Raw genomic sequence first — 13971 nt, 5'->3', positions numbered from 1 at the left:
TTGATGAGCGGCGCGTGGTACACTCAACATTGAAAGGGGTTTCAAAAAACAGATGCAAAGGGGGAGAATCATGAGAAAGAAAGCATCCGCATGGCTGGCGCTGGCGCTTGGAATTGGGATGGCGCTGTCGGGCTGCAGCAGCTCGAACTCTTCATCCGATAACGCCAAACAAGGCAGCCAAAAAGCGGGAGAGAAGCTCGAGATTTTCAGCTGGTGGACCGGAGCCGGTGAGGAAGACGGCTTAAAAGCGCTCATCAAACTGTTCCAAGAAAAATATCCGGATATTGAAGTCGAAAACGCCGCGGTCGCCGGCGGGGCCGGAACGAACGCCAAGGCGGTGTTGGCGAGCCGCATGCAAGGGAACGACCCGCCATCAACGTTCCAAGTGCACGGCGGAGCGGAGCTGAATGAAGGCTGGGTGGCGGCTGGCAAAATGGAGCCGCTCAACGATTTGTATGAAAAAGAAGGCTGGATGGACAAATTCCCGAAAGCGCTTATCGATATGGTAAGCAAAGACGGCAACATTTACTCCGTGCCTGTCAACATTCACCGCGGCAACGTGCTGTGGTACAACAAAAAAATCTTCGCTGACAACGGACTCCAGCCGCCGAAAACGTTCGACGAGTTTTTCCAAGTGGCTGACAAGCTGAAAGCAAAAGGCATTACGCCGCTCGCCTTGGGCGACAAAGAGCCGTGGGCTGCGACGCACCTGTTTGAAAATGTGCTGCTTGGCACGCTCGGAACGGAAAACTATAAGAAGCTTTGGACGGGCGAATTGTCGTTTAACGACCCACAAGTGAAACAAGCCGTCGAGACGTTTAAGAAAATGCTTGGCTATATTAACGAAGACCATAGCTCGCGCAACTGGCAAGACGCCGCCCAGCTCGTCGCTGAGGGGAAAGCGGCCATGTACGTGATGGGCGATTGGGTGAAAGGCTATTTTGTCAACGATTTGAAATTGAAGGTGAACCAAGACTTCGGCTATGTGCCAGTGCCGAATACGGAAGGCAAGTTTATGGTCATTACTGATACGTTCGGCCTGCCGAAAGGCGTGAAAAACCCGGATGATGTGAAGAAATTTTTAGCGGTGCTTGGTTCGGTGGAAGGGCAAGATGCGTTTAACCCGCTGAAAGGCTCCATCCCGGCCCGCATCGACGCGGATCCGTCCAAGTACGATGAATACGGCAAACAAACGATGCAAGACTTCAAAACGGCGGAGCTGGCGCCGAGCTTAGCGCACGGTTCAGCAGCGCCGGAAGGGTTTGTCACGAAGGTGAATCAGGCCGTCAACATTTTCGTGACGCAAAAAGATGTGAAGACGTTCATCGACACGTTGGCATCGGCCGCCGCAGAACTGAAGAAGTAATCGGGAAAAGGGGACGGGAGCCATTCTCTTCCCCTTTTCGTCATCATGAGGAGGGATCGTAGTGGAAACGGTCAACATCACGCCAGCCGAGAAGACAGCGGCTGTCCCCACGGTGCGGAAAAAGCGGAAATGGACAGCCGATCATTGGCTGGCAGCGGCGTTTTTGGCGCCGTCGGTCGTACTGATTTTCTTATTTGTGTACGGGTTTATCGGCTGGACGGGGTATGTGTCCTTGAGCAACTGGAACTCCCTTGTGCCGGATTGGTCGTTTGCCGGGTTGAAAAACTATCTGTATTTGTTTCATGATTTCCGCTTCCAAGCCGACTTGCGCAATACGCTTGTGTTTACGGTGTTGTTTATCGCCGCCGTCATTGTGTTGGGACAATTGCTTGCCATTTTGCTTGACCAAAAACTGCGCGGCGAGTCGCTGTTCCGCAACATTTTCTTCTTCCCGATGGCCTTGTCATTTGTCGTCACCGGAGTCGTGTGGCAATGGCTGTTCAACCCGTCAACGGGCGTGAATCTGTTTTTAAAACCGCTTGGCCTTGATGGAAAATGGTATACGGATACGAACATCCTTGGCGGATTCCATTGGGGGAAAATCGAATTTGGCATTCCTGTCGCCATCGTTGCTGTTGTCGTGGCGGCCGTCTGGCAAATGACCGGATTTGCGGTGGCGATGTATCTCGCCGGCCTGCGCGCCATTCCGGATGAAGTGCGGGAAGCGGCGCGGATGGACGGAGCGACCGAGTTTCAATTGTATTGGAAAATCATTTTGCCGCTGCTGCGGCCGATCACCGTCAGCGTCATCATCATCATGGCCCATATTTCACTCAAAATTTTCGACTTGATTTACGCCATGACCGGGCCGGGGGCGAACTTTGTCACCGATGTGCCGGGCGTATACATGTTTGAAACGACATTCCGCGGCAACTATTATGCGAACGGTGCGGCGATTGCGATCGTGATGCTGCTGTCGGTCGCCATCTTTATCGTTCCGTATCTCATCTCAAGCCGCAAGGGGGGATCGTGATGGCGAGATCCATGTGGGCGCGGCCGTTTTTGTATTTGTTGGCCCTCGTCATGAGCGTGTTTTTCCTGTTGCCGGTGTATGTCATGGTCACAACGAGCTTGAAGCCGCTCGATGAAGTGACATTGGCCGATATGTGGAAGCTGCCGTCAACGATCGATTGGAGCAGCTACGCGACGGCATTTGACAAGCTCGCCCCGAACTTTTGGAATTCGATTTTGCTCGTCGTGCCGGCGACGCTGCTCTCGGCGCTGCTTGGGGCGCTCAACGGCTACGTGCTGTCGAAATGGAAGTTTAAAGGAGCGGATACGCTCTTTACGCTCATTTTGTTCGGCATGTTCATCCCGTATCAAAGCATTCTCATTCCGCTCATCCAGTTTTTGCGCGAAATCGGGCTGTACAACACGATTCCGGGGCTTGTGTTCGTCCATGTCGTCTACGGCATTCCGATTACGACGCTCATGTTCCGCAATTTTTACGCCGCGATACCGGATGAGATGATTGAATCAGCGAAAATCGACGGCGCTGGGTTTGTCCGCATTTTTCGTTATATTATGCTGCCGCTGTCGATCACCGGGTTTGTCGTCGTGGCGATCTGGCAGTTTACGAACATTTGGAACGAGTTTCTGTTCGCCGTGACGATCACGACATCCGACAAACAGCCGATCATGGTCGCCTTGCAAAATTTATCCGGCAGCCAAATTGTCCAATGGAACGTGCAAATGGCGGGGGCTCTGCTCGCCGCACTGCCGACGTTGCTTGTGTACATCTTCCTCGGCAAATACTTCGTCCGCGGCCTGCTTGCCGGTTCGGTGAAGGGGTGAGCCAATCAGCAGTGTAGATCAACAAACCCGGCAGACAATAGAATCGATTGCACTATGTTTCAAAAAGCCGCTGATCAGCGGCTTTTTGTCATTGATGCCCTCTCCCTTTTTCTAGTAAGATAGATACAAGAAAAGAGCAGATGAAGAAAGAGAGGCGTACATATGATCCTAGGAGCCATTGAAGCTGGAGGCACGAAATTTGTCTGCGCCATCGGCGATGAACAGGGGAACATCCATGAACGGGCGGTGTTTCCGACGACGGCGCCGGAAGAGACGATGGCGCACGTCATCGACTTTTTCCGTCCGCACCGCATCGAGGCGATTGGCATCGGGTCGTTCGGCCCGGTCGATTTGCGTCCGGATAGTCCAACGTACGGGTACATTACGAGCACGCCGAAACAGGCGTGGGCGCAGTTTGATTTTGTCGGCACAATGAAGCAGCATTTTCCCGTGCCGATCGGCTTTGACACGGATGTCAACGCGGCGGCGCTCGGCGAGCAGCGCTGGGGGGCGGCGCGAGGGCTTGACAGCTGCCTGTACATGACGGTTGGCACCGGCATCGGCGTTGGGGCGATCATCGAAGGCCGCTTGCTGCATGGGCTGCTTCACCCGGAGATGGGCCACATGTTGGTCCGCCGCCATCCGGATGACGCATTTGCCGGCATTTGCCCGTATCATGGCGACTGTTTGGAAGGCATGGCGTCTGGCCCTGCGATTGAGCGGCGTTGGGGGAAAAAGGGGGCGGAATTGGCTGACCGCCATGAAGTATGGGAGCTAGAAGCCTTTTATCTTGCCCAAGCGATCGCCAACTACATCCTCATTTTATCGCCGAAAAAGGTGATCACGGGCGGGGGCGTCATGAAGCAGACGCACGTGCTGCCGCTTGTGCGCCGTCATGTGCAGGAATTGCTTGGCGGCTATATTCAGCACGAAGCGATTCTCGAGAAGATCGATGAGTACATCGTCCTCCCAGGGCTTGGCGACAACGCCGGCATCGCGGGCGCGTTGGCGCTCGCAGCGGCGGCAAATGAATAGCAAGAACGGCCGTCCACCGTCTTCAATCAGGCGGTGGGGCCGTTTTTTTGTTTGAAGGCAGGGATGTTGACTGATTGTTCAACAAATTTAGTCTGGGAAAATGACTATTTGGTCAAAAAATATCGTTTTTGAGTTGCACACCTTTATAACAGTAGTTTATAATCGTTTTGACCAAATGGTCATATGGGATATGGAGGCGAGGACAATGACCGATGTTCGACGGTTGGTTGAATGGCTGCAACAGCGCGGCGTACGGGTTGATTTCGTGAAACCGCGCGCGGTGTTGCCGTCGTATCGGCAATGGATGAGGGCGAATGGGAAAGGAATGAGTCGTTGCCATGGATGAACGGCGCGCCCAATTTATTGAGGCGGCAATGAAATTGTTTGCCGAAAAAGGGTATCATGAGACGTCGATTCAAGATTTGGTCGAGGCATGGGGGATTTCCAAAGGAGCGTTTTATCACCATTTCGCCTCGAAGGAAGATTTGTTGCTGGCGGTGCTCCGCTACTACAGCGAAAAAATGGTCGCTGATTTCATGGCGGACGGCGGGGAAGGGACGGAAAAAGAACGGTTTACTCGCCAGCTGGCTGCCCATTTTTCTCACATTCGCGAGTACAAAGACTTTTTGCGTATGATGATGTCGGAGCAATTGCCGAAAGTCAATCCGGAAGTGGAACGGTATATGTTCCGCCAGCATGGGCGCCTTTTTTTATGGTATTGCACCCGTCTGGCGGAGGTGTACGGAGAGGAAGTCGGTCCGTATGTGTATGATGTCGCCATGATGACCAACGGCATCATCCGACAATATTTGTTTTACTTCTTTTTTTGCGAGGAGGCGTTTGATGCGGACGAGGCGGCTCGTTTTCTTGTGCGGCGCATTGATGCGATTGTCGCCAGCTTCACGGCTGATGAGCGCCCGCTTTTGACCGAGGAGTCGTTTGCGCCATGGATGAAACTGGAGGAGCGTGAGCGCGAGCGTCAGCGGGAGCGGCTGGCTTCAGCGTTCGCCGCCGTCCGGGAGGCCGCCAACGGGCTCAATCCGAAGCAGGCGAACGATGTGCTTGAAGCCGTAGCGGCGCTGGAGGAAGAGCTGCTTGGGCGCAATGAGCCGCCGCGCGCCTATATCGTCGAAGCGCTGCTTTTGTATTTGCGGCATCAACAGGCGCCTCGACTTGCGTCGGCTTTGGACGCACTGAGCCAAGAAATGGAAGCGTATCAACGACTCAATGGATGGGAGAGAGGACCATGGAAAAAGCGATAACCGTGCCAGCGAGCACCATTCGTCATCGCCCGTTGCTCATCGCTGGACTGATCATTGCGATGCTCTTTGCAGCGTTGGACGGGACGATTGTCGGAACGGCCATGCCGCGCATCGTCGGGGAACTTGGCGGGTTGGGCGTCATGACGTGGCTGACGACGGCATACATGCTCACGTCAACGACGGTCGTGCCGATCGCCGGCAAGCTCGCCGACTTATTGGGTCGTCGGATTGTCTATGTGAGCGGGTTGGTCATTTTTATGGCTGGTTCGGCGCTTTGCGGCATGGCGAACGATATGACCGAGCTCATCATTTACCGCGGCATTCAAGGACTGGGCGGCGGGATTATGATGCCGATGGCCATGGTCGTCATCGGCGACGTCTTTACCGGCAAGGAGCGGGCGAAATGGCAAGGGGTGTTCGGCGGTTTGTACGGCCTCGCTTCGGTGCTGGGCCCGCAAATCGGCGGCTTTATCGTCGACCATTTGAACTGGCGCTGGGTGTTTTACATCAACTTGCCGGTCGGCGTTGTCGCCACGGTGCTGATTGCGATGGGATTAAGCAAATATAAAGCCGAAGGGCCGGTGAAATTCGACATCGCTGGCATGGCGACGTTGACGGCGGGCGTCGTCCGCTTGCTGTTGGGACTGACATTTGGCGGCGACCGATATCCGTGGGGGTCGTGGCAAATCGTCTCGCTGTTTGCGGCCGCGGTTGTCTTTTTCGCTTTGTTTGTTTGGGCGGAAAAACGGACGGAGGAGCCGATCATTCCGCTTCGGTTGTTCCGCAATCGGACGTTTACGCTGCTCAATGGCATCGGTTTTTTCATGAGCGTCGGCATGTTTGGCGCGATTATGTTTGTGCCGTTTTTTATGCAAGGCATTGTCGGTGTGAGCGCCACCCAATCCGGGACGATTATGACGCCGATGATGATCACGATGATCATCGGCAGCGTCCTTGGCGGCCGTTTGGTGTATCGAATCGGAGTGAAAACGCAACTCGTCGCCGGCATGATCATTATGGCGTCCGCATTCGGGCTGCTTGGCACGATGGATGTTGACACGTCCAAATGGGCGGCGACGATGTATATGATCATTCTCGGTCTTGGCACAGGGCTCGTGATGCCGATTTTGACGCTCGCCTTGCAAGAAAGCTTCCCGAAATCGGAGCTTGGCGTTGTCACCTCTTCGAGCCAGTTTTTCCGTTCCATTGGCGGGACGTTTGGGATGACGGTGCTTGGCGCCATCATGAACCACCGTTCAAGCGCCTTGCTTGACGAGCGGCTCATGCCAAAGCTCGAAGTGCTGCCGGCGCAGGCGAAAGGGCTTGTCGACCGCTTTGCCGATATGATTCATACCGACCCGCAAGGCTTGTATTCCGTCTTGCTTAGCCCAGACGCGATGGCGAAAATTCCAGCGCCGCTTAGGGACATGTTCGTGCCGGTGCTGAAGCAGTCGCTTGTCGATTCCCTGCAGGCGGTCTTTTGGTTCGGGCTCGTGTTTATTGCGGTGGGCTTGCTTTTGGTGTTCGGCTTGAAACGGATCGCCTTGTCCGATCGGGCTGAGGCGATGAAGCCGTTGAAGCAGGCAAAAGAGACCGAGTGAAGAAAAGGAAATGGCGGACCGCGCCTTTTCAGCGAGAAGGCGGGCCGCCGTTTTTTTGCCGCGGCGAACAAACCGCCCCGGAGGTGATAAAGCATGCGGCGGGGGCGGATGGGCGAATGGAAGCAGGCAAGCTCCATGCCTCTCATTTGCCAAGCGATTCATGCATCGCGCATGGCGGTTTTACAGCAGCGTCCCGCAATGGGCGGCTACGGCGCGCCTGCATCCGCGCTTTGGCCGAAGACGCGCGAGCGGGTGAGAAAGCGGACGCCTTCCGGGCCTTCGAGTGAAAACATGCCCCCGCGCCCCGGAACGACATCGATGATGAGCTGCGTATGCTTCCAATATTCGTATTGCGCCTTGGCGATGTAAAACGGGCAGCCGCCGATTTCGCCAAGCAAAACGTCGGAATCGCCGACGATCAACTCGCCGAGCGGGTAGCACATCGGCGAGCTGCCGTCGCAGCAGCCGCCGGATTGATGGAACATGAGCGGCCCGTATTTCGCCTTTAATTTTTCAATCAATTCTAACGCCGCTTCGGTGGCGATGACTTTCGGTTCATCAGGCATCGGATGCACCTCCTTTCGCATCACGGTCAAAGACAGGCGCCGGCCTGGCGCAGCTGCGCTGGATTCGTCGAATGGAACGGTTGCTGCGTTGTTTTCCATTCCATCATCAAAAGGCGTTTGCGTGGTTTTGGCGGCAATGGATGCAACAGTGGGCAAAAGGCAGCGCCGACGCGCTGCCTTTTGCTGTGGAAGAGCAGGTGGACCAATGTCAGAACAAGCCAAGTTTTTTCGGCGAATAGCTGACGAGCAAGTTTTTCGTTTGTTGGTAATGCTCAAGCATCATTTTGTGCGTTTCGCGGCCGATGCCGGACATCTTGTAGCCGCCAAATGCCGCATGGGCCGGATAGACGTGATAGCAGTTCGTCCAAACGCGGCCGGCTTGGATGCCGCGGCCGAAGCGGTACGCGGTGTTGATGTCGCGCGTCCAGACGCCGGCGCCAAGGCCGTACAGCGTCTCATTGGCGATCGAAAGCGCTTCGTCGTGATCTTTAAACGTCGTGACCGCGAGCACCGGGCCGAAAATTTCTTCTTGGAAGATGCGCATTTTGTTATGTCCTTTGAAAATCGTCGGCTTGACGTAATAGCCGCCTGCGAGTTCCCCTTCCAGCATGTTCCGTTCGCCGCCGATCAAAAGTTCGGCGCCTTCCTGTTTGCCGATGTCGATGTATGACAAAATTTTCTCGAGTTGCTCGGACGAGGCTTGGGCGCCGATCATTGTTTCCGTATCGAGCGGATTGCCTTGCTTGATTTGCTTGACGCGTTCAAGCGCCCGTTCCATAAAGGCATCGTAAATCGACTCGTGGATGAGGGCGCGCGACGGGCATGTGCACACTTCGCCTTGGTTTAGAGCGAACATCGTAAACCCTTCGAGGGCTTTATCGAGAAACTCGTCATCTTTGTCCATCACATCAGCGAAGAAAATGTTCGGGGACTTGCCGCCAAGCTCAAGCGTGACCGGCACGATGTTTTGCGAGGCGTACTGCATGATGAGCCGTCCGGTCGTCGTTTCACCGGTGAACGCCACTTTCGCCACGCGTGGATTCGAGGCGAGCGGCTTGCCGGCTTCTAAGCCAAAGCCGTTGACGATGTTGACGACGCCAGGCGGAAGCAAATCTTCGATGAGTTCGATGAGAACGAGGATCGACGTCGGCGTTTGCTCCGCCGGTTTCAACACGACGCAGTTGCCGGCCGCGAGCGCTGGCGCGAGTTTCCAGGCCGCCATTAAAATCGGGAAGTTCCACGGGATGATTTGTCCGACGACGCCGAGCGGTTCTTTGAAATGATAGGCGACCGTGTCATGATCGATTTCCGAAATGGTGCCTTCTTGCGCGCGGATGCAGCTGGCGAAATAGCGGAAATGGTCGATGGCGAGCGGAATGTCAGCCGCGAGCGTCTCGCGGATCGGCTTGCCGTTTTCCCACGTTTCGGCGACGGCCAGCATTTCCAAGTTTTCTTCCATCCGATCGGCGATTTTGTTCAGCAAACGGGCGCGCTCCGCTGGAGACGTGCGTCCCCATGCGTCTTTTGCCGCATGGGCGGCGTCAAGCGCCAGTTCGATGTCCGCCGCTTTTGAGCGCGGCACTTCGCAATACGGCTGTCCGGTGATGGGCGTGATATTTTCGAAATACTCGCCGTCGACCGGCGGCACCCATTTGCCGCCAATGAAGTTTTCGTAGCGCTTTTTAAATGTGACAAGCGCGCCTGGCTGGCCTGGTTGTGCGTAGATCATCCCCGATTCCTCCTTCATTTGAGTTTTTTGTATTCGCTTACAAAGGAAAGAATATTATAAAAATTCTTTCCAATGAATACAATATCATGGCTGGACAATACTGTCAAATCGAAAATGCCAATGCAGCAGTATAGATGGTGATGAGAAGAGGCGCCCCGCCGCTTTTGGGGCACCTTTGGTTGGCTTCAAGGACTTGAATCGACGGTTTGTCCATCAATCGACTTCCAGGCCTTCCAGCCAGCGGCTCGCGTAGACGCTGCAAAGATGGTGGAACACTTCGATCGCCTCGTTCGGATCGGCGGCGAAAAAGACGCTCGCGGCCGTTTCGTTTTCTTCGCGGACGAACTCAAGCAAAAAGTCGGTGGCGATCCGGTTGAACAAAAGAAGCGCGCCGTAGGAGCGCTCAAGCTGGCGTTTCCGCTCGAGCGGGTCATCGATGGACAAAAACGGACGCTCATAGCGGGCCGTCATCTCTGACAGCCGGCGCTGGATCTTGCGCTGGGCGTCAGTGAGCATCGCCTCGATCGTCTGTGGCGATAGAAAGGTTTGCTCGCGCAGCATATAGCCCCAAATTTGCTTGAGCGCATGGGCCGATTCGCTCGCAAACGCGATGTTGCGGAGCAGATCGGCAACGTATTGGTCGTCGTCATCGGTTTGAATGCGCAGTTTCATAATGATTTCGAGCACATCGGAATGAATTTTTTCTTTCCGCCATGATTTCGTCAGCTCATGAAGCAAGACGGAAAGCGAGCGTGCCAATTCTTCTTTCGTCATGATCAGCCAGTCCTTTCCCAGCAACATCGTTCCCTCTCTCATTGTATCATGACGGCTGTCTGTATAAAGCAGATCCGTTATTTTTCCGAATTGACGGAGGAAAACGGCGGTTTGAGCGAAGACCGGGAGCCCATCGTTTCATAGACGATGCATAGGTCTGAAAGGGATGTCGCTTCGCTGTCCGCTGCTGGTTATCAAGGTGCCAGTTGCTCAATGAAAAGAGTTGACGTATGATGGAGTCAAAAACGATAGAAACGATTGGGCCGGGCGGCATATGTCTGAAGAGAGGAAAGAAGGCAGCGTCAAAAGTTCTATGAAAACTCCACACGAGCCATCCCGTTGGGAATCGTAGGGCATTCTCAGAGCCAGATTCGCCCTTGACCAATACCCGCCAAAGGAAAGAAAGGGAGGGGAGAGAAGATGAAACCGGTTCGTTTGCGCGGTCATCATTTGCTTTGTGTACACGGGTTTCGCGGCATGGGCTACAGCCCGTCGTTCGTGGAAAAAATGTGGGAGATCGTAGCCCGCATTCGCGATGAACACGACGATTTCCCGATTGAAGTCGTCGCGGCGCTCGATGAGGCGTGCCTCGCCTGCCCGCATCATGGGGAGACAACGTGTGAAGCCGGCCCAAATTCCGATGCCCACGTCCGTTCGCTTGACGGAAACGTCATTCGCCATTTAGGCTTGGAGCCAGGCAACGTGTATTGGAAGTCCGAACTGATCCGGCGGACGGCGGAACGGGTCAAGCCGGATGATTTGGACGAGTTATGCCGCGACTGCTCGTGGCTGCCGTACGGCGTCTGCAAAGAAGGGATCGCCAACGTCCGCCGCGGCAATGTGGCGCAAACGTGAGGCAGAGCGGCCGTTTTCGGAAAAATCAAGGAGGAACGATGGAAAAACGGCGCTGCGCTGAACCATCATCCGTTTGTCAAGGCGGGGAGCCTGTTGCAGCGCCGTCTTTCCGACATGGTCTCATCTGTTTGATAGGGAATCATGGCCGGCGATGGCGGCGTTTTGGGACGTTGGCGGAAATTTCTAAAAAATGAATAGTTCCATGGGCGGAAAAATGTGATATGATAAACAATTATAGAGACTTTCGACAGAAAGGGTCATGAACGATGAAAGTAGCCAAATTCGGTGGAAGTTCGGTGGCGAGCGCTGCACAATTCCGTAAAGTGGCCGACATCGTCAGCTCGGATATCGAGCGCCGCATCGTCGTCGTGTCGGCGCCGGGGAAACGGTACAAGGACGATGTGAAAGTGACCGATATGCTCATCCAGCTGGCCGAACAAGTTGTGGCTGGCGAGCCGCATGAGGAAACAATGGAAGCGATCGTGAAGCGGTATGCTGACATCGCCAATGAGCTGGGGCTGGAAGCCGACGGCTTTTTGGCCGAGCTTGTCGATGACTTGCAGTCGAAAATCAGCGCCTATCGAAGCGAGCCGCCTCGGTTGTTTGACGCCATTAAAGCGAGCGGCGAAGACCATAACGCAAGGCTCATGGCGCTCTATCTGCAAGATTGCGGGCTTGAGGCGAGCTACGTCAGCCCGCTTGAAGCCGGCATTATCGTCACCGATGAGCCGGGCAATGCCCAAGTGCTTCCGGAGTCGTATGACAAACTGAAGCAGCTGCGCGAACGGCGCGGCGTTTTGGTCATCCCAGGATTTTTCGGCTATTCCCGATCGGGCCATATCGTCACGTTCCCGCGCGGCGGGTCGGATATTACGGGCTCGATCGTCGCCGCGGGCGTCAAAGCGGACGTGTACGAAAACTTTACCGACGTCGATTCGATTTATTGCGTCAATCCGTCGATCGTCGCCGATGCCCGCAAGCTGAAAGAAATCACGTACCGCGAGATGCGTGAGCTGTCGTATTCCGGATTTTCCGTCTTTCATGACGAGGCGCTCGAGCCGGTCTATCGCGCCGGCATTCCCGTTTGCGTAAAAAACACAAACAACCCGGTCGCTCCAGGCACGTGGATCGTCGCCAAGCGCAACCATATCGACGAACCGGTCGCCGGCATTGCGAGCGACACTGGCTTTTGCAGCATCAACATCAGCAAATACTTAATGAACCGTGAGATTGGCTTTGGCCGGCGCGTGCTGCAAATTTTAGAAGACGAAGGCATCTCCTACGAACATACGCCGTCCGGCATCGACAACATGTCGATCATTTTGCGGGCGGATCAGCTCGCGGACGGAAAAGAGAAGCGCATCCTCGCCCGCATCCGCGAAGAGCTTGCCGTCGATGAGGTGACGATTGAGTACGGCTTGGCGCTCATTATGGTCGTCGGCGAAGGAATGGAAAAGACGATCGGGATGGCGGCGAAAGCCACGACTGCGCTCGCTGACGCCAACATCAACTTGGAGATGATCAACCAAGGTTCGTCCGAAGTGAGCATGATGTTCGGCGTCAAAGAAGAAGTCGTCAACGAGGCGGTTCGCGCCTTGTACAACGCCTACTTTCAACAGGCAACCGTAAGTCACCTTTCCTAACGCGAAACAGGCGTCCGAAACTCGGGCGCCTATTCTTATGAACCGAGAAGCCCCCACTTTCACGCGATCAGCCGAAGGGGGGAATGAATCAGCGTCTTCCATCATGGATGTTCCCCAACGCCGCTCAAAATATCTTGAAAGAAGGACTTCGTTGGAACAGCCAAATCACAGGGACAGACGGGGGATGGTCTGGCTGGCAGTCTGCCTTATGGCAGGTGTTCCCGAGAATCTTCCATCTCTAAGCGTTTGCGTAGGTGGGAGAGCGTTCAAGCGCTCTAAGCCGAGCTTTCTTCTTTTTTCGCTGGTTGGCGTACATAAGAGCGGCATGTTCGGAAAATACTACCAATGTACGTCAAAGAAAGCGGAAGGGAGGAAGAACGAATGCGGCAATGGCTAGGAATGGCTGTGCTTGTCGCTGTTTTCGCTTCGTTTCCGGCTGGGGCGGCGGCCATCAGCCGAAGCGAGCTTGAGCAGTACGCCAAGAGCGTCGGCTGGACAGTGAGCGACTTGTTGGACTATTTGGACCGATACGGCTTGACAGCCGCCGATTTTCGCACCATGGATGAGATGAAACAATGGCTTGGCACGCCCATCACTGACGAGCGGCTTCATGCCGTTCTGCGCCGGCGCGGGCTGACGGTCGAGGAGCTCGAGGCGCTGCTTGGCCAGTTTGGCGAAACGGTGCAAGACTACACATTTGTCGAAGACTTGGACCGGGCCATCCGTTTTTACTCGCAGCACAACGCCGCCATGCAGCAAATCAACGACTTGCTTGGGGCCATTGGGATGACGGAACAAGAAGTGCGCGCCCTCACCCGCCATATGGCCTCGCTTGACGACCCACAGTTGGCTGGGCGGCTTTTGGCGCTTCGTGAGCGGCTGCGCCCGTTTGCGGAGACGGAAGGGCCGTTTACGGAAACAGAGCGCCGCAAACTGCGGGCGATATGGGAAGAGGGGCTTCGCTTGCTTGAGCTTGAGGCGGACGAGCCGGACATAAAGGCGGCCGGCGCGGAGCCGATCCGCATTCGATTGTACAACCGCCAAGGCGAGGAGGTCGCCGATATCGCCATAACGCGGGAGATGTTGACATCGGGCTACATCGTCCGCGCGGGGGAGAAAGGCATTGACGCCGGGCTGCTCGCTGTAGAGATGAAAGGAAAGATGTATGGGGAAAAACTGCCGGAGACGGCGTCGCCGTATTTGACCTATACATTGGCCGGGCTGCTGCTCGCTTCCGCCGGGTTCCTTCTTTACCGGCGGGTCGGGCGGCTGAAAGGGTGAAGGAA

Annotated in this window: 14 protein-coding genes; 11 read left to right on the top strand and 3 right to left on the bottom strand. The window is 55.3% G+C overall.

What is annotated here, in order from left to right; translation table 11 throughout:
• The first annotated feature begins 70 nt into the window (after positions 1-70).
• From GYMC52_RS16685 to GYMC52_RS16655, 7 genes are all read left to right on the top strand, one after another.
• On the top strand, positions 71-1366 hold the full coding sequence (locus tag GYMC52_RS16685; protein ID WP_013524721.1) for an ABC transporter substrate-binding protein: 1296 nt from the start codon (positions 71-73) through the stop codon (positions 1364-1366).
• A gap of 61 nt (positions 1367-1427) precedes the next feature.
• A complete protein-coding gene (locus tag GYMC52_RS16680) occupies positions 1428-2399 on the top strand; it encodes a carbohydrate ABC transporter permease (RefSeq protein WP_013524720.1) in 972 nt (323 codons plus the stop codon).
• A complete protein-coding gene (locus GYMC52_RS16675) occupies positions 2399-3220 on the top strand; it encodes a carbohydrate ABC transporter permease (RefSeq protein ID WP_013524719.1) in 822 nt (273 codons plus the stop codon). The genes GYMC52_RS16680 and GYMC52_RS16675 overlap by 1 nt, the downstream gene beginning before the upstream one ends.
• Positions 3221-3382: 162 nt before the next feature.
• Entirely contained in the window at positions 3383-4255 is an 873-nt protein-coding gene (locus tag GYMC52_RS16670) for an ROK family protein (RefSeq protein WP_013524718.1), read from the top strand.
• Positions 4256-4460: 205 nt separating this feature from the next.
• On the top strand, positions 4461-4601 hold the full coding sequence (locus GYMC52_RS19840) for a hypothetical protein (RefSeq protein WP_013524717.1): 141 nt from the start codon (positions 4461-4463) through the stop codon (positions 4599-4601).
• Positions 4594-5517: a TetR/AcrR family transcriptional regulator gene (locus GYMC52_RS16660; protein ID WP_013524716.1), complete on the top strand. Its 924-nt coding sequence runs from the start codon at positions 4594-4596 to the stop codon at positions 5515-5517. Before GYMC52_RS19840 ends, GYMC52_RS16660 begins: the two co-directional genes overlap by 8 nt.
• Positions 5502-7118, top strand: a complete 1617-nt coding sequence (locus tag GYMC52_RS16655) for an MDR family MFS transporter (protein ID WP_013524715.1) — start codon at positions 5502-5504, stop codon at positions 7116-7118. Before GYMC52_RS16660 ends, GYMC52_RS16655 begins: the two co-directional genes overlap by 16 nt.
• Positions 7119-7324: 206 nt before the next feature.
• On the opposite strand, the gene GYMC52_RS16650 is transcribed toward GYMC52_RS16655, so the two are convergent.
• Positions 7325-7684, bottom strand: coding sequence for a DUF779 domain-containing protein (locus GYMC52_RS16650; RefSeq protein ID WP_013146493.1), 360 nt, complete (start codon positions 7682-7684; stop codon positions 7325-7327).
• A gap of 71 nt (positions 7685-7755) precedes the next feature.
• Here GYMC52_RS16650 and GYMC52_RS19650 point away from each other — a divergent pair, with 71 nt between their 5' ends.
• A complete protein-coding gene (locus GYMC52_RS19650; RefSeq protein WP_155467754.1) occupies positions 7756-7923 on the top strand; it encodes a hypothetical protein in 168 nt (55 codons plus the stop codon).
• On the opposite strand, the gene adh is transcribed toward GYMC52_RS19650, so the two are convergent.
• Positions 7893-9413 (bottom strand): aldehyde dehydrogenase, encoded by a 1521-nt coding sequence (gene adh / locus GYMC52_RS16645; protein WP_013524714.1) that lies wholly within the window; start codon positions 9411-9413, stop codon positions 7893-7895. The genes GYMC52_RS19650 and adh overlap by 31 nt on opposite strands.
• Before the next feature lie 213 nt (positions 9414-9626).
• Positions 9627-10214: a hypothetical protein gene (locus GYMC52_RS16640; RefSeq protein WP_013524713.1), complete on the bottom strand. Its 588-nt coding sequence runs from the start codon at positions 10212-10214 to the stop codon at positions 9627-9629.
• A 393-nt stretch (positions 10215-10607) separates the two neighbouring features.
• On the opposite strand from GYMC52_RS16640, the gene GYMC52_RS16635 reads away from it, so the two are divergent.
• The 3 genes from GYMC52_RS16635 (at position 10608) to GYMC52_RS16620 (ending at position 13966) form a co-directional block, all read left to right on the top strand.
• Positions 10608-11042 carry a DUF1284 domain-containing protein gene (locus tag GYMC52_RS16635; RefSeq protein ID WP_011232666.1) on the top strand — a complete coding sequence of 145 codons (435 nt, stop codon included), beginning with the start codon at positions 10608-10610 and terminating at the stop codon, positions 11040-11042.
• Between the two features lie 266 nt (positions 11043-11308).
• Complete coding sequence (locus GYMC52_RS16630) at positions 11309-12685, top strand: aspartate kinase (RefSeq protein ID WP_013524712.1); 1377 nt, start codon at positions 11309-11311, stop codon at positions 12683-12685.
• A 381-nt stretch (positions 12686-13066) separates the two neighbouring features.
• Positions 13067-13966, top strand: coding sequence for a processed acidic surface protein (locus GYMC52_RS16620; protein ID WP_013524711.1), 900 nt, complete (start codon positions 13067-13069; stop codon positions 13964-13966).
• Positions 13967-13971: the final 5 nt, after the last annotated feature.

The organism is Geobacillus sp. Y412MC52 (assembly GCF_000174795.2).
Taxonomy (GTDB): Bacteria; Bacillota; Bacilli; order Bacillales; family Anoxybacillaceae; genus Geobacillus; species Geobacillus thermoleovorans.
This window is presented reverse-complemented; position numbering and strand designations above follow the sequence as displayed.